The following is a 15,911-nucleotide window of genomic DNA, read 5'->3' on the forward strand; positions in this document are numbered from 1 at the left end:
ATCCGCCCCACCCGCCTCACATCATCGAGCCATGTCCAATCAGTGCCGAATGGATATTCATCCACGGCTGCGTCTCCTCTCGAGGGCGCTGGCGGCCGCCGCAGTCGTCGGGTTGCTGGGTGCCTGCTCGCAGGTGCCCGGCGTGTACACGATCGAGAGCAAGAGCGACGTGCAGGCCGCGGGGGCCAGTCAGGCGTTCGACCCGGCTGCCTACGTGGACGGCATCTGGGAGTCGAAAGTGCTTCCGACGGTGCAGGAACAGGCAACGGACGCCGCGACCCTGGTTCCCGCGGTCGCGGACGACCCGGAGGCGGCGGGCGAGCAGTACGGTCACCGGGCCGGGGTCGGCAGTCCGTTCTCCTACCTGGTCAAGGGGTCCGGCACGGTCACCGAGGTGGACGCGGACAGCCCCACTGCGCCGCTCACCGTGCGGCTCGACGGCAGTGACACCGAGGTCAGCATCAGCACGGGCGAGGTGATCGCCGGGACGGCGCTGCGCGACGGGCTGGGGTTCGTCAGCTTCAACGAGTTCAGCAACCAGCTCGACTACGCCGACGTGGCCACCGAGCTGAACCAGCGGGTGCGCGCTGACGTGCTGGACACCCTACCGGCCGACCGCAAGGAGCTGGAGGGGGCGAAAGTCAGTTTCAGTGGTGCTTTCTCGGCGCTCGTTCCGGGCACCGTGCTGATTGTGCCGGTCACGCTCGAGGTGGCTTCGTGAGCGACGACGTGGTGCTCAGCGCGCAGAACGTGAGCAAGAACTACGGCGGGGTGCACGCCCTGCGCGAGGTCACGTTCAGCGCCTACCGCGGCAAGGTCAACGTGCTGGTCGGGGAGAACGGCGCGGGCAAGTCCACGCTGATGAAGATCCTGTGCGGGGCCGAGCGGCCGAGTTCGGGCACGATCCGGCTGGACGGCGAGCCGGTGGAGATCGACGGCCCGCGGACCGCCATGGCCCACGGCATCGGCATCATCCACCAGGAACTCAGCCTCTTCCCCAATCTCTCGATCGCCGAGAACCTCTTCGCCGGGCGGGAACTGCGCAGCCGCGGGTTCAGCGACCTGCGCACGCAGCGCAGCCGGGCCGCCGAGGTGCTGAACCGGCTCGGCCAGGGCCACCTGAGCCCGAACCGGCTGGTCGGGGACCTGCCGATCGGTCAGCAGCAGCTGGTCGAGATCGCCCGGGTGCTGCTCGCCGACGTGCGCATCCTGATCATGGACGAACCCACCTCGGCGTTGTCGAACCACGAGGTGGACGTGCTGTTCTCGGTGATCGCCGACCTCCTGGCGGACGACGTCACGATCATCTACATCTCGCACAAGCTGGACGAGTTCCGCCGGATCGGCGACCACGTCACCGTGCTGCGCGACGGCCGGCTGGTGGCCCAGGAACGGATGGACCGTACCGACACCGCCTGGATCGTGCGGCAGATGGTCGGGCGCGACCCGGACAGCCTGTTCACCCGCAATCGCAGCGAGGTCGGGGAAACTTTGCTCGCGGTCGAGGGTCTCACCGTGGCCGGCCCCACCCGGCCCCTGGTCGACGACGTCAGCTTCGAGGTGCGGGCCGGCGAGGTGGTCGGCATCTACGGCCTGATGGGGGCCGGGCGCACCGAGCTGATGGAGGCCCTGATGGGCCTGCGGCCCACGGCCTCCGGCACCGTGCGGATCAAAGGACGGGTGGAGGCGGGCGGGACGGTCCGGGCCCGGTTGGCCGCGGGGTTGGCTCTGGTACCGGAGGACCGGCAGCGCGACGGCCTGGTGCAGACCATGTCGGTGGGCGACAACATCGTGCTCTCCACCCTGGGCCGGCTCACCCGCGGAGGGCTCTTCCGGCGCGGGGCCGAACGCCGTACGGCCGAGGGCAAGGTGTCCGAGCTGGCCATCAAGGTCGGCGAACTGGGCCTGGCCATCACCTCGCTGAGCGGTGGCAACCAGCAGAAGGTGGTGCTGGCCCGGGCCCTGCTCACCGATCCGGTGGTGCTGCTGCTGGACGAGCCGACCCGGGGTGTGGACGTGGGCGCCAAGAGCCAGATCGCCGAGGAGATGGCCGGTCTGGCCCAGGCCGGGTTCGGCGTGCTGTTCATCTCCTCGGAACTGGCGGAGGTGACCGCGATCGCCGACCGGGTGCTGGTGATGGCGGTGGGCCGGATGACCGCCGAGTTCGACGCCGACCAGCTGACCGAGGAGGCCCTGGTCGCCGCGTCGGCGTCCGAACCGGCCATGAATGTGGAGGTCAAGTAATGAGCGACACCGACGTCGCCGCTCCGGTGGCCAGGACCGGCCCCACCCCCGGGAAGCCGCCCAGCTCGGCCGCCAGGGCGGCCCTGCTCCTGCTGCGCGGCCGCACCGTGGTGGTGCTGGTCCTCCTGATGATCCTGTTCGGCTCGATCTCCGGCGAGTACCTGAGCTCGAGCAACCTGATCGTGATGACCAAGCACGTGGCGATCAACGCGATCCTGGCGATCGGCGTCACCTTCGTCATCCTGACCGGCGGCATCGACCTGTCGGTCGGCTCGATCGCCGGGCTGGCCAGCATGATCTGCGGCGGTCTGCTGTTCGGCGGTCTGGCCCTGCCGGGCGAGAGCACGCTGTTCTTCTCGGTCGGCATGGTGATCCTGATCGGCATGCTGGTGGGTGGGGCGGTCGGCTGGGTCAACGGGATCCTGGTGACCCGGTTCAAGGTGGCGCCGTTCATCGCCACCCTGGGAATGCTCTACGTGGCCCGTGGTTTCGCCCAGCTGCGCAGCGAGGGCGGCACCTACCCGAACCTGGCCGGCACCCCCGAGCGCGGCAACACCGGCTTCCACGTGATCGGGGTGGACCGCTGGCTGGGCATCCCGGTGGCGGTCTGGATCATGCTCCTGGTGGCCGGGGCGGCGATCGTGGTGACCACCCGCACCCCGTTCGGCCGCCGGGTCTACGCCGTCGGCGGCAACGAGCGGGCGGCCGAACTGGCCGGGATCCGGGTGAACCGGGTGAAGATCGCGGTGTACGTGATCAGCGGGGCCTGCGCCGCGCTGGCCGGGCTGCTGCTCACCTCCGAACTGGGGGCCGCCTACCCGGACACCGCCACCACCTACGAGCTGAATGCCATCGCCGCAGCGGTTCTCGGCGGCACGGCGCTGTCCGGCGGACGCGGCACGATCATCGGCACGGTGCTCGGCGCGTTCGTCATCGGCTTCCTCGCCGACGGCCTGGTCCTGGTCGGTGTCTCGACCTTCTGGCAGTCGGTGGTCAAGGGCGCGGTCATCGTCTTCGCCGTGATCACGGCGACCGCCCAGCAACGCCTGGAAGCCTCGCTGGCCGAGCGCGCCGCCTGAATCCCCCCACTCGCAATGACGCGAAAGGACCCTCCCATGGCCCACAGACGACTCCTGCCGGTGATCTTCGCCGCCACCCTGCTGTTCACCGCGGCCTGCGGCTCGGACTCCGAGGACGAGACGGCCGGCGCCTCGGCCGAGACCAAGGCGAACCTGGTGGTGATCATCACCCCCTCCCCCGACAACGTCTTCTTCAAGGCCGAGCAGGACGCCGCCGACGCCAAGGCCAAGGAACTCGGGTACGAGACCCTGGTGATCAGCCACGACGACGACCCGACCAAGCAGAGCCAGGCGATCGACACCGCCATCTCGCGCAAGGCCGGCGCGATCATCCTGGACAACGCCGGGGCCGACGCCACCGAGGCCGCCGTGCAACGGGCCAAGGACGCCGGCATCCCCTCGTTCCTGATCGACCGGGAGATCAACTCCACCGGTATCGCGGTGGCCCAGATCGTCTCGAACAACGCCCAGGGCGCCGCGCTCGGCGGCCAGGAGTTCGCCACTCTGATGGACGGCAAGGGCCAGTACGCCGAACTGCTGGGCAAGGAGACCGACACCAACGCGGGCGTCCGCTCCAAGGGCTACCACGACATCCTCGACCAGTTCCCCGACCTGGAGATGGTGGCCCAGCAGACGGCCAACTGGGACCAGGCCGAGGCACTCAGCAAGACCCAGACCATCCTGCAGGCGCACCCCAAGATCAAGGGCATCATCGCCGGCAACGACACCATGGCGCTCGGCGCCCAGGCCGCCCTCGACGCGGCCGGCCGCGACGACGTGATCGTGGTCGGGTTCGACGGCAGCCCGGACGTGGTCGAGTCGATCAAGGGCGACCAGATCAAGGCCACCGTGCTGCAGCCGGCCAGCCAGATCGCCGAGATGGCGGTCGAGCAGGCCGACCAGTACATCAGCACCGGCAAGGCGAGCCAGCCCGAGAAGCAGTCGGTCGACTGCGTCCTGGTGAACGCCGAGAACGCCGCTTCGGTCACGAACTTCGCAGTCGCCAACTAGAGCTGGGAGAACATCCATGCTGGTCGCCGACCCCATCGGTGCCGAGAACTGGCGCCGGTTCCGTGCGGAACTGGCCGAGGCCGACGACCCGGGCAAGGCCCACCTGCTGGCCGGCCAGGCCGCCCGCCTGCGGGCCACCGACATCCGCATGATCAACCGGGCCGGGCTCGGGCACGTCGGCGGTGACCTGTCGGTGCTGGACATCCTGACCACCCTGGTGTTCGGCGTGCTACGGATCGACCCCGAGCAGCCTGGGCTGCCCGACCGGGACCGGCTGATCCTCAGCAAGGGCCACAGCGCCGGGGCGCTCTACGCCACGCTGGCCGCGGCCGGGTTCTTCGCCGAGGCCGAACTGGAGAGCTTCGCCCAGCCGCGGTCGGCGCTGAACGGGCATCCGAACCGGACCAAAGTGCCTGGGGTGGAGACGAACACCGGGCCGCTGGGGCACGGTCTGCCGGTCGCGGTCGGGATGGCCGTGGCCGGCGTGCTGGCCGGGTCGGCGCGCCGGGTGTTCGTCGTGCTCGGCGACGGCGAACTGCAGGAGGGCAGCAACTGGGAGGCCGCGATGACCGCGGGGCACCGGAAGCTGGCCAACCTCACCGCCGTGGTCGACCGGAACGGTCTGCAGCAGGGGGCCCGCACCGAGGACACGGTCACGCTGGAACCGCTGGCCGACAAGTGGACGGCGTTCGGCTGGCGGGTGCTGGAGGTGGCGGGGCACGACCATCGGCAGCTGCTGGACGCCTTCACCGTCCCCAGCGACGGGCGCCCGACCTGTGTGATAGCGAACACAGTGAAGGGCAAGGGTGTTTCGTTCATGGAGGACCGGGTGGAATGGCACCACAAGGTGCCCAGCGGTGAGCAGGTCGCCGTCGCGCTGCAGGAACTGGAGGGAACCCCGGCATGAGCGCCGTAGTCGAGACCCCGCAGACGCACGACTGCCGGGTGGCTTTCGCCGAGGAGCTGATCGCGCTCGCCGAGCAGGACCCCCGGATCGTGGCGGTCTGCAACGACTCGGTGGGCTCGAGCAACCTGACCGCCTTCCGGGAGCGCTTCCCGGAGCGGCTGATCAACGTGGGGATCGCCGAGCAGGACATGGTCGGGGTGGGGGCCGGGCTGGCGCTGAGCGGCTACGTGCCGTTCGTCTGCGCGGCGGCGCCGTTCCTGACCGGCCGGGCCCTGGAGCAGATCAAGGCCGACGTGGCCTACAGCCAGGCGCCGGTGGTGCTGTGCGGGATGAGCCCGGGCCTGGCCTACGGCGAGCTCGGCCCCACGCACCACTCGATCGAGGACCTGGCCTGGCTGCGGGCGGTGGCGGGGCTCGGCATCGTGGTTCCGGCCGACCCGGCCCAGACCCGGGAGGCGGTGCGCTGGGCGGCTTCTGCGGCCGTTCCGGTGTTCCTGCGGATCGGGCGGTTCAAGGTTCCGGCGGTCACCCCGCCCGGCCAGAGTTTCCAGTTCGGGGTGGCCCAGGAACTGCGCGACGGAGACGCGGTGACGCTCGTGGCCACCGGCTCGATGGTCTCCCGGGCGCTGCAGGCCGCGGAGATCCTGGCCGGGGAGGGCATCGGGGCCCGGGTAGTGAACATGTCCACGATCGCCCCTCTCGACGAGGAGGCCGTACGGCGGGCGGTTCTACAGACGCGCGGCATCGTCACGGTCGAAGAGGCGACGATCACCGGCGGACTGGGTGCGGCGGTCGGCGAGATCAACCTGCGGCAGCCGCGTCCGGTGCCGATGCGGATGCTGGGTTCGCCCCGCGAGTTCGCCCCCACCGGTGACACCGCCTTCCTGCTGGAGCATTTCGGCCTGACCGCGGAGGGCATCGCCGCCGCGGGGCGTGAGCTGGCCTGATGTCCACCGGCTACGTTCTGGCCATCGACCAGGGCACCAGCGCCACCAAGGGCGTGCTGCTCGACGGGACCGGGCGGATCGTGCGCGCCGCCTCGGCCCCGGTCCCGATCTCCTACCCACAGCCCGGCTGGGTGGAGCAGCGCGCCGAGGACGTGCTGGAAAGTGTCGCTGTCGCTGCGGCTTCAGTGCTTGAAGACGTCGGTGCCGGCGAAGTCTCGGCCGTCGGGTTGAGCACGCAGCGGGAATCGGCACTGCTCTGGGACCTCTCGACCGGCAAACCGGTGGACGCCCTGCTCGGCTGGCAGGACCAGCGCGCGGGTTCGGTCTGTGGTCACCTTCAGGACCGGCGCGAACGCGTACGGCAGATCACCGGGCTGCCGTTGGACCCGATGTTCAGCGCGGCCAAGCTGAGCTGGCTGCTGGACCGGCACGATCCGGACCGGTCGTCGGCCCGGGCCGGGCGGCTGGCGGTGGGCACCGTCGACTCGTGGCTGCTGTGGTCACTCACCGGGCAGCACCGGATCGAGGCCGGGAACGCCTCGCGTACGCAGCTTCTCGACCTGAGGACGGGCAGCTGGAGCCCGGAGCTGCTGGAGATCTTCAACATTCCGGAAGCGGTTCTGCCCGAGATCATCCCGTCCGAGGGTGAGCTGGGCCGGATCACCGGCGGGCCGATGGGCGGGCTGAACCTGCGCGCCGTGCTGGGCGACTCGCACGCTGCCCTGTATGCGCACGGAAACGTGGGCACGGCGGCCAAAGTCACCTACGGCACCGGTTCATCAGTGATGCAGCCCGCCACCGATCCTGAAGGTGACGACCGACCGACTGTCTGCCGCACACTGGCCTGGGCGGACCCACGTCCACAAGTGGCTCTGGAAGGCAACATCCGCTCCAGCGGATCCACCCTGACCTGGCTCGCCGAACTGTTCGGGACCACTCCCGAGAACCTTTCCCGACTGGCCGGTGAGTCGAGCAGCGACGGCGTGCACATCGTCCCTGCTTTCGGGGGTCTGGCCGCCCCCTGGTGGGACGAGAACGCCCAGGGCCTGCTCAGCGGGGTGACCCTGGGCACCCGGCTCCCCCAGCTCGCCCGGGCCGCCGTGGAGTCGATCGCCCTGCAGGTGGACGCGGTGGTGCGGGCGATGGGCGGGGCCGGCTCGATCCTGGCCGACGGCGGCGCCACCAGCAGCGACGTGCTCATGCAGTTGCAGGCCGACATCAGCGGTGTGCCGGTGCGGCGGGCCCGGGAGCGCGACCTCTCTGCCATCGGGGCCGGCCTCCTGGCCGCCCGCTCCGCCTGGGGTGTCCTGCACCCCCTGTCGTACGACGATTTCCACCCGGCCGGGTCGAGTGCCGACCTACGGGCCGCCTGGCTGGGTGCCGTCCGCAGATCCCGACTCGCCCGACTCGATGGAGAGTGACACCTTGACCGCATACCCCCGCTTCGGCGCCGGACTCTGGCACTTCGCCTCCTACCTCGACCGCTACGCGGTGGACGGTTACGGCCCGGCCCGCACCACGCTGGAGGCGATCGAGCTGGCCGGTTCGGTCGGCGAACTGTCGGTGGTCGACCTGAACTACCCCTTCACCCCCGGGGTGACCCTGTCGGAGGTGAAGGACGCGCTCAAGGCGGCCGACCTCACCGCGATCGGCATCACCCCGGAGATCTACCTGCGCAAGCACTCTCGCGGTGCCTTCACCAACCCCGACCCGGCCGTGCGGGCCTCCGCGCTCGACCTGATGCACGAGGCCGCCGGGGTGGTGCGCGAACTCGGGGCCGACTACGTGAAGATCTGGCCCGGCCAGGACGGCTGGGACTACCCGTTCCAGGTGAACCACAAGCAGCTGTGGGCCCTGGCCGTCGACGGCATGCGCGAGCTGGCCGGCGCCCACCCGGACCTGAGGTTCGCGATCGAGTACAAGCCGCGCGAGCCCCGGGTGAAGATGACCTGGGACTCGGCCGCCCGGACCCTGCTCGGGATCGAGCAGATCGGCCTCGACAACGTCGGTGTGCTGCTCGATTTCGGTCACTCGCTGTACGGCGGGGAGTCGCCCGCCGACGCCGCCCAGCTGATCATCGACCACGGCCGGCTGTACGGCATGGACGTCAACGACAACCTCCGGGGCTGGGACGACGACCTGGTGGTGGGCTCGGTGCACCTGATCGAGATCCTGGAGTTCTTCCACGTGCTGCGGCAGAACAACTGGGACGGGGTCTGGCAGCTCGACCAGTTCCCGTTCCGGGAGGACCCGGTGGACGCGGTGAAGACCTCGCTGCGCACCCTGAAGGCCCTGCACCGGGCGCTGGACCGGCTCGACGTGCCGGCCCTGCTCGAGGCTCAGGACCGCCAGGACGCGATGGCCTCGCAACGCATCGTGCAGGATGCGTTGCTCTCCGTCGGTACTGGCGACTGAGCAGTTCAGGGGTGCCCGGGTGGCCTCGGTAACGCTTCGGTTTCACTGTGCGATTACCGAGGCCTGAAGGGGTCTTAGGTACGGAAAGAGGCTCCTGGGGCTGCGATGATCTGGGCGATGAGTACCGTCCAGCCGCCCCTGACCGGGTACTACCGCGCCCTGCTGCGGTCGTACCTGACGACGGCGACCCCCGACCTGGCCGGCACGGTGCACGCCTTCGCCACGCCGGTGGAGAAGGCCGCCGACCCGCAGGAGCGGCTGTGGACGGCCTGGGGCGAGGTGATCCGCCAGGCCAGTGTGCGTGCCCCGGAGGAGCACACCCGCCTGGTCGAGCTGGTGGTGGCGCTGCGCGACCGCGGGTTCAAGCCGAACGCGAGCAACCCGCACATCATCTGGGGCCAGGTGCTGTGGACCGGGCTGCCGATGCTCAACGCCCAGATGCGCGAGGCCTGGAACTGGGCCGCGCCGCCGCAGACCTCGGACTACACCTGGCGCAACGTGAACGGCTTCGCCGCCCGGCTGACCGTGGCCGGGGTGGACTTCTCGCTGCTGGGGCTGTGGACGATCCGCTCCAGCCTGGAGGAGAAGACCCAGGTGACGGCCACCGAACTGATGGCCGCGGCCGAGTGGTTCCGCTACCTGACCCGGTCGCTGGTGCAGTGGTCGGAGGCCGACCGGCAGTTCGACGGCCCGGACGACCCGGCCTCACGCCCGGGCCGGCTGCTGCTGGAGCAGGGGTTCGCCCAGTCCGGCTTCAGCGCCCGCCGGCTGGCCTACTGGCAGCACCGCATCCAGCAGGGCTCGAGCCAGCAAAAGGCCGTCTGAGCACTGGTAGCGGATAATCGGCGCATGCCCTCGCAAGAGCAGTCCGCGCTGATCGTGCCCATCCCCGAGACCGAACCGGTGGTCGGGCCGCTGCGCGCCGAGCTCGACCGCAGCGCCGTCAAGGGCGTCCCGGCCCACGTGACCGTGCTCTACCCGTTCCTGCCGCCGGTGTCCCTGACCGAAGACGTGCGCTCCACCCTGCGCGACCTGTTCGCCACCCAGGCCCCCTTCGCGGTCGACTTCACCGAGGTGCGCTGGTTCGGCAACGCCGTGGCCTGGCTGGCCCCCGAGCCGAGCATGGCCTTCCGGCAGCTCACCACCACCGTGTGGAACAGCTTCCCGGACACCCCGCCCTACGCCGGTGAGCACGACGGCGACCACCCGCACCTGACGCTGGGGCAGGACCACCCGGTGGAGGTGCTGCAGCGCGCCGCCGACGAGGTGAGCGAGCGCCTGCCGATCCCGGCCGCGGTCGGCGCGGTGCACCTGGTGGCCGGCTCGGACGAGCCGGGCTCGTGGCGCACGCTCGAGGTGTTCACCCTGGGCAACCAGGACTGAGCCGTCCGGGCGGTGCTCGTTGAGTAACCGGCCGGGGGACACGATGAAGCAGTCGTGGACCACTCACGCGATCAGCGGGACCGGGGGCGAGGGGGCCCGGTCGCGAAGTTCGTGCTGGCTCTGACGCTGCTCTCCCTCGTCGTCGCCGCGCCGATGCTGGCCTGGAACCTGCCGGGGCAGAAGAAGACCGCGCTCGGGATCAACTACACGTTGCGCAGCGCCGAGCTGGCCAGCGGCAAGAGCACCACCGCACGCTGGAACCCGTGTCAGACCGCGATCACCTGGCAGGCGAACCTCAGCGGCTGGCCGGCCGCCAAGCGGGCGGCCATGCTCAAGCAGATCCAGACCGGGGTGGCCAAGGTGTCGCAGGTGACCGGGATGAAGTACCGGTACGCGGGGAACACCACGTTCACCCCGCGGCAGGAGAACCTGGTCTCGGCACCGGCCGACATCGTCGTGGCGGTGATCAACCCCAAGACGACGAACTTCTCGTTCAGCGAGAACTCGCTGGGCTACGGCGGGGTGCTGTGGGCCACCTGGTACGGCGGGGACGGTGAGGGGGCGGCCGTGGTGCGGGGTTACGCGGTGCTCATCCCGGCCGGGATGAACAAGCTCAAGGCCGGGTTCGGCAAGGGCAACACCCAGGGCAACGTGATCCTGCACGAACTGGCGCACGCGGCCGGGCTGGACCACGTGCGCAGCAACAAGCAGCAGATGTTCCCCGACCTGACCGCCAAGTCGCCCAACGGGCTGGCCTCGGGCGACGTGCAGGGCCTGACCAAGGTGGGCAAGAAGGCCGGCTGCATCACCGTGCCGGAGCGGGTGAACATCCCCGACTACAGCTGACGGCCGGATGAGAGCCCTTTCATGGAGTTCTCCTGGAAGCCTCACGCGCGCTCGGAAAAGTACTCGTCATCGGCACCGAGGAAGTGCCGGACGATCCGAGAACGACGGAGGCACGGAGATCATGAAGGTTCGCAAGAGCTGGGTCGTGGTGGGTACGGCTGCGGTGCTGGGCGTCGGTGCGGTCACCGCGGGCGGTGCGCTGGCCGACGGGGTGGACCTGAACGACCGGGCTTCGGTGAGCTCGACAGTGACGCCGGGCACCGGCTCCGGTGAGTCGGTGCAGAACAGCTCGGACGCCGCTCAGGGCGAAGGCAACGCGGTGAACACCGCCAACACCTCGAACACGGCCGACACGCCGAACGACACCGACAACACGCCGAACACGCCGAACGACACGCCGAACGACACGGACGACGACTCCGACGGCAACGACACGGCCAACACCTCGAACACGGCCGACACCCCGAACGACACCGACAACACCCCGAACACCCCGAACGACACCGACACCGCCGACGACGTGAACACCGCCGACGACTCGGACACGGCCAACGACTCGGACACGGCCAACGACTCGGACACGGCCGACGACCGTGACGAGGACGAGTAGGCCGACCGGCCGCGCAGAAGATCTTCGCCAGGGGTTCAGTCGGATGGCTGAATGCCGATGTCCAGGCCATGGGGGCGAAGTGGCTACGGCTACGGCAGTGGTGGGGATTGCACGCGGGGGCCCGGTTCTTCGTCGGGCTCGCCGTGATCAGCCTGGTCCCGGTACTCGCGCTGGGCACGGTGATGGCCACGCAGTACCGGACCGAGCTGCGCGACCGCGGCGTGGCCCAGGGCCGGCTGCAGGCCGCGCTGATCTCCCGCCTGATCACCGACACCCAGCTCGAGCAGGTCACCCTCAAGAACGGGGTGAGCGTGGTGGAGCGGGCCCGGCTGGACCGGCTGGCCGACACCCAGGTGGACAGCGGGATCATCACCCGGTTCCGGCTGCGCGGGCCCGACCTGCGCATCGTCTACAGCTCCGACGGCTCCGGCCTGCGCTACGGGCCCGCCGTCGGTGACAGCACCGAGCTGACCGGCCAGTCGGCCGCCGACGTGCTGACCGCGCTGCGCGGCGACCCGACCGCGCTGATCATGAAGGTCGCCCAGGGGGACGAGCAGGTCGAGGTCATCGAGGCGTTCGCCCCGATGTACAACGTGCGCACCAACGAGCTGATCGGGGTGCTCCAGGCCGAGCTGCCCTACGGGCCGATCGCCGAGCAGATGAACGCCGGCCTGAACCGGCTCTACGCCGCCCTGGGCACCGGCCTGCTCATCCTGTACCTGGTGCTGGCCTCGCTGGTCTGGTGGTTCACCCGCGAACTGGCCCGCACCGCGGCCCGGTTCGAGCACCAGGCCCTGCACGACGCCCTCACCGACCTGCCCAACAAGGCCCTGTTCGCCGACCGGATCTCGCAGACCGCCACGCTGGTCGAGCGCGGCGGCGGGATCCACCTGGGCCCGGGCCGGCGCGGCGGCGGCGCGGCCGTGGTGCTGCTCGACCTCGACGGCTTCCGCGACATCAACGAGGCGATCGGCCCGGTCAACGGCGACATCGTGCTGACCACCGTGGCCGAGCGGCTGCGCACCACGGTGCGGGCCGTGGACACGGTGGCCGGCCTGGGCGGCGACACCTACGGCCTGATCCTGGCCGGGGTGGAGAAGCAGGACCAGATCGAGGCCGCCGCCGAGCGGATCAACCGCTCGATCGAGGAGGACATCCTGCTCGACGACTTCGACGTGCCGGTGCGGGTCTCCGGGCGGATGGGCGTGGTGTTCATGCCCAGGAACGGCACCAACGCCGAGGTCCTGCTGAACCGCGCGGACGTGGCCCTGAACGTGGCCAAGACCTCGCACAGCAAGCTGGTCTGCTACGACGACGAGCAGAACAACTACAGCCCGGACCGGCTGGCGATGATCGGCCAGCTGCGGGCGGCGATCGACAACAGCGAGCTGCGACTGCACTACCAGCCCAAGGTGGGCCGGCCCGACGGTCACGTGACCTGCGTGGAGGCGCTGGTGCGCTGGCAGCATCCGGACCGGGGACTGCTCTCGCCGGACCAGTTCGTGCCGCTGGCCGAGCAGACCGGGCTGATCGACGACCTGACCCGCTGGGTGCTGACCACCGCGCTGCGCCAGCTCACCGTCTGGCGCCGGGTGCGGCCGGACCTGAGCGTCGCTATCAACATCTCCGAGCGCAGCCTGAACCATCTCGACCTGCCGCAGATGGTGTTCGACGCGCTGAGCGAGACCGGCGCTGCAGCCTCCGCCCTGGTCCTCGAGATCACCGAGGCCGCGCTGGTCTCCGACCAGGAACGGGCCGGGCTGGTGCTGCAGCACCTGTCCGGGGCCGGGGTGCAGCTCAGCCTGGACGACTTCGGCGAGGGGTACACCAGCCTGAGCCAGCTCTCCGGGCTGCCGCTGAACGAGCTGAAGATCGACCGGATCTTCGTGAAGGACGTGCTGAACGGCCCGAACGACGCGGCCATCGTGCGCTCGGTGGTGGAGCTCGGGCACAACCTCAACCTGCAGGTGGTGGCCGAGGGCGTGGAGAACACCGAGGTCCTGGCCGTGCTCGACGAGATGGGCGTCGACGGGGCGCAGGGGTACCTGTTCAGCCCGCCGCTGCCGGCCACCGAGATCATGGACTGGATCGCGGCCAACACACCGGCGAACGATCGCGCGGAACCTCCGGGCGAGCCCCTGTAACAGCCCTGACGGTGCCAAGATGTGACGTATGAGCGACGGCGTCCCCGCAGAACCCATCCGGATCGGTCACGGCGAGCGTCAGGCCGCGGTGGAGGCGCTGAGGCACCACCACGAGGCCGGGCGGATCGACTCGCAGGAGTACGAGGAGCGCTCGGTCCGGGCCGAGGGCGCCCGGTCCCAGGGCGACCTGGACGCGCTGTTCACCGACCTGCCGCAGCCGCACGCGGGCCGGCCCACCCCCACCGCCGTGGTGGGCGAGACGCACAGCACGCTCACCCCCGGCGCACCGGCACCCGAGGCGGTGGCCAAGTCGCAGACGCCCGGGCGGGGAGTGCTCAACATCGGAGAGCCGTGGGGCACGACGATCGTGTCGGTCGCGCCCATCCTGGCCGTGGTGCTGTTCTTCGTCACCGACTCGTGGCTGTGGTTCCTGGCCATCCCGGTGGTGGCGGTGCTGGTCTACGGGCCCGACGGCCGTTACGGCGTGGGCCCGGACTCCCTCAAGGACAAGGACAAGAAGGACAGGAAGAAGGGTTAGCTGCTGCGTTCGCGGTGCGAGGTGAGCCGGTTGCGCAGCGTGCCCGCGAACGACTCGGCGATGCGCAGCTGACCGCGCAGGGCGTCGCACCGGGCGTCGGCGGCCACCCGGTACATGGCCAGGCGCTCCAGGATCTGCTCGTGCCCCTCGGCCGAGGTCTCGTCGTCCAGCTTGTCGAGCACGCCGAGCAGGTCGCGCATCTCGTCGAGGCTGAAGCCGAGCGGCTTCATGTCCTTGACCAGCTGCAACCGGGCCACGTCGGCCTCCAGGTACAGCCGGAAACCACCCTGGCTGCGGGCCGAGGGGGCGATCAGGCCGATCTCCTCGTAGTACCGGATGGTGCGCAGAGACAGTCCGACCCGCTCGGCCACCTCGCCGATGTGCATCGTGGGCTCGGACATCTCTCCCCTTCGCACCGGTCCGCCAGTTGAGTCCAGGCCGAACGGCGCTGGTGCGCGGCCGGTGCACCGGCCGCGACGGGTCAGTTTACGCAGGACGGCCCGGCTCCTGCCGGGCGTATGGCAGAAATGCCCTGAGACGCCGCTGAGAGACACTCACGCGGCGCAACTTCCCCAACGGTCTCACCCCGGAGCTGACCGGGATGGCACCTCACCCACCGGCCCCGGGACGAACGGCAAGGGGCCGGGACCGACCCGTCCAGGTCGATCCCGGCCCCACGTGCGGGCACTGCTGCTCAGGTGGTTCAGGCGGGCTTGCCGAACACCTGCGTCCAGTAGTTGCCGTTGCTGGCGTAGCCCAGGCCCATCTCGGTGTAGGTGCAGTTGAGGATGTTGGCCTTGTGACCGGAGGAGTTCATCCAGCCCTCGACCACCGCGGAGGCCGAACCGTAGCCCTGCGCGATGTTCTCGGCGGCAGCCCCGAACTTGTAGCCGGCGTCGGACATCCGGTCGAACGGGCTGCGGCCGTCCTTGCCGGTGTGGTCGAAGTACTTCTGGGTGGCCATGTCGTCGCTGTGGCCCTGGGCCGCGGCGTTCAGCTTGGAGTTCAGCTTGAGCATGGTGTTGCAGCCTGCGCTCTTGCGCTCCTCGTTGGTGAGCTTCAGCACCTGCTCGGCCTGCGAGCCCCCGCCGGAACCGCCCCCGCTGCTGGGCGGCGTGGTGGTGCTCGGCTTGTCGGCCGGGGTGGTCGGCTTCGGCTTGTCCGGCTTGGGCGAGGCGGTGCCGGTGGGCTTGGCGGTCGGCTGCTTCTTCGGGTTGCTCACCGTCATCGTGTAGGTGGACACGGCGGCCGACTTACCGGCCTTGGAGGTGAGCACGTTGACCGTGTACTTGCCGTTCGGCAGCTTCTTGGTCTTCAGCGAGAGCGCGTAGGGCGCCTTCTCGTCCTTGACCACCTGGCGCTTCTTACCGTCGACGACGAACACCACCAGGCTGCCGGCCTTGACCTTCTTGGGGCCCTTGATGGTGACGGTGCCCTTGACCGTGCCCAGGTCCTTCGGCGCCTTGGCGACGGCGGAGGGGGTGGGCGCGGCGGTGGGGGTGACCTCGGCCGGCGGCGCGGTGGTGGCCGAGGTGGGCGGCGTGGTCTTCGAGGAGTTGAAGTTGGCCGAGGCCAGCTTCGTCTCGTCGGTGGAGGGTGAGGAGGACCCGAACAGCGACGGCCCGACGAAGACGGCCAGGAGCGCGATCAGGGTCAGCGGAGCCAGGACGAGGATGGCGTTCCGTGTCCAGTTCGTTGACTGACTGGGCATGAGGACAAGACTCCCGAAAGTGCTCGCAGTGGCCGATTCCGATATGGACGCTAGCACCGCCCCGAGTGCGGCGAGA

The 15,911-nt window shown here is 69.9% G+C and carries 16 protein-coding genes; 14 read left to right on the top strand and 2 right to left on the bottom strand.

Annotation, left to right across the window (positions count from 1 at the left end; translation table 11 throughout):
- Nucleotides 1–49 precede the first annotated feature (49 nt).
- The 14 genes from LWF15_RS04240 (at nucleotide 50) to LWF15_RS04305 (ending at nucleotide 14,124) form a co-directional block, all read left to right on the top strand.
- Nucleotides 50–721, top strand: a complete 672-nt coding sequence (locus LWF15_RS04240) for a DUF2291 family protein (RefSeq protein ID WP_232809021.1) — start codon at nucleotides 50–52, stop codon at nucleotides 719–721.
- On the top strand, nucleotides 718–2,244 hold the full coding sequence (locus LWF15_RS04245; RefSeq protein ID WP_232809022.1) for a sugar ABC transporter ATP-binding protein: 1,527 nt from the start codon (nucleotides 718–720) through the stop codon (nucleotides 2,242–2,244). Before LWF15_RS04240 ends, LWF15_RS04245 begins: the two co-directional genes overlap by 4 nt.
- Nucleotides 2,244–3,323 carry an ABC transporter permease gene (locus LWF15_RS04250; protein WP_232809023.1) on the top strand — a complete coding sequence of 360 codons (1,080 nt, stop codon included), beginning with the start codon at nucleotides 2,244–2,246 and terminating at the stop codon, nucleotides 3,321–3,323. The genes LWF15_RS04245 and LWF15_RS04250 overlap by 1 nt, the downstream gene beginning before the upstream one ends.
- Nucleotides 3,324–3,359: 36 nt before the next feature.
- A complete protein-coding gene (locus tag LWF15_RS04255; RefSeq protein WP_232809024.1) occupies nucleotides 3,360–4,334 on the top strand; it encodes a D-ribose ABC transporter substrate-binding protein in 975 nt (324 codons plus the stop codon).
- A 16-nt stretch (nucleotides 4,335–4,350) separates the two neighbouring features.
- On the top strand, nucleotides 4,351–5,241 hold the full coding sequence (locus LWF15_RS04260; protein ID WP_232809025.1) for a transketolase: 891 nt from the start codon (nucleotides 4,351–4,353) through the stop codon (nucleotides 5,239–5,241).
- The gene (locus tag LWF15_RS04265) at nucleotides 5,238–6,188 is read left to right on the top strand and encodes a transketolase family protein (RefSeq protein ID WP_232809026.1); all 951 of its coding nucleotides are present in this window, start codon (nucleotides 5,238–5,240) and stop codon (nucleotides 6,186–6,188) included. Before LWF15_RS04260 ends, LWF15_RS04265 begins: the two co-directional genes overlap by 4 nt.
- Entirely contained in the window at nucleotides 6,188–7,609 is a 1,422-nt protein-coding gene (locus LWF15_RS04270; RefSeq protein ID WP_232809027.1) for an FGGY family carbohydrate kinase, read from the top strand. Before LWF15_RS04265 ends, LWF15_RS04270 begins: the two co-directional genes overlap by 1 nt.
- Before the next feature lie 4 nt (nucleotides 7,610–7,613).
- Nucleotides 7,614–8,603, top strand: a complete 990-nt coding sequence (locus LWF15_RS04275) for a sugar phosphate isomerase/epimerase family protein (protein WP_232809028.1) — start codon at nucleotides 7,614–7,616, stop codon at nucleotides 8,601–8,603.
- A gap of 117 nt (nucleotides 8,604–8,720) precedes the next feature.
- Complete coding sequence (locus LWF15_RS04280) at nucleotides 8,721–9,428, top strand: DUF3632 domain-containing protein (RefSeq protein ID WP_232809029.1); 708 nt, start codon at nucleotides 8,721–8,723, stop codon at nucleotides 9,426–9,428.
- A 24-nt stretch (nucleotides 9,429–9,452) separates the two neighbouring features.
- Nucleotides 9,453–9,986 (top strand): 2'-5' RNA ligase family protein, encoded by a 534-nt coding sequence (locus LWF15_RS04285; RefSeq protein ID WP_232809030.1) that lies wholly within the window; start codon nucleotides 9,453–9,455, stop codon nucleotides 9,984–9,986.
- Between the two features lie 54 nt (nucleotides 9,987–10,040).
- A complete protein-coding gene (locus tag LWF15_RS04290) occupies nucleotides 10,041–10,832 on the top strand; it encodes a zinc metalloprotease (protein ID WP_232809031.1) in 792 nt (263 codons plus the stop codon).
- Between the two features lie 121 nt (nucleotides 10,833–10,953).
- Nucleotides 10,954–11,442, top strand: coding sequence for a hypothetical protein (locus LWF15_RS04295; protein ID WP_232809032.1), 489 nt, complete (start codon nucleotides 10,954–10,956; stop codon nucleotides 11,440–11,442).
- Nucleotides 11,443–11,510: 68 nt separating this feature from the next.
- A complete protein-coding gene (locus LWF15_RS04300) occupies nucleotides 11,511–13,586 on the top strand; it encodes a putative bifunctional diguanylate cyclase/phosphodiesterase (RefSeq protein ID WP_232809033.1) in 2,076 nt (691 codons plus the stop codon).
- A 28-nt stretch (nucleotides 13,587–13,614) separates the two neighbouring features.
- A complete protein-coding gene (locus tag LWF15_RS04305) occupies nucleotides 13,615–14,124 on the top strand; it encodes a DUF1707 SHOCT-like domain-containing protein (protein ID WP_232809034.1) in 510 nt (169 codons plus the stop codon).
- On the opposite strand, the gene LWF15_RS04310 is transcribed toward LWF15_RS04305, so the two are convergent.
- Both LWF15_RS04310 and LWF15_RS04315 read right to left on the bottom strand, forming a co-directional pair.
- Nucleotides 14,121–14,525: a MerR family transcriptional regulator gene (locus LWF15_RS04310; protein ID WP_232809035.1), complete on the bottom strand. Its 405-nt coding sequence runs from the start codon at nucleotides 14,523–14,525 to the stop codon at nucleotides 14,121–14,123. The two genes, LWF15_RS04305 and LWF15_RS04310, sit on opposite strands and share 4 nt — an antisense overlap.
- A gap of 302 nt (nucleotides 14,526–14,827) precedes the next feature.
- On the bottom strand, nucleotides 14,828–15,835 hold the full coding sequence (locus tag LWF15_RS04315; protein ID WP_232809036.1) for a CAP domain-containing protein: 1,008 nt from the start codon (nucleotides 15,833–15,835) through the stop codon (nucleotides 14,828–14,830).
- Nucleotides 15,836–15,911 lie beyond the last annotated feature (76 nt).

The organism is Kineosporia rhizophila, assembly GCF_021277265.1.
In the GTDB taxonomy this organism is placed as follows: Bacteria; Actinomycetota; Actinomycetes; order Actinomycetales; family Kineosporiaceae; genus Kineosporia; species Kineosporia rhizophila.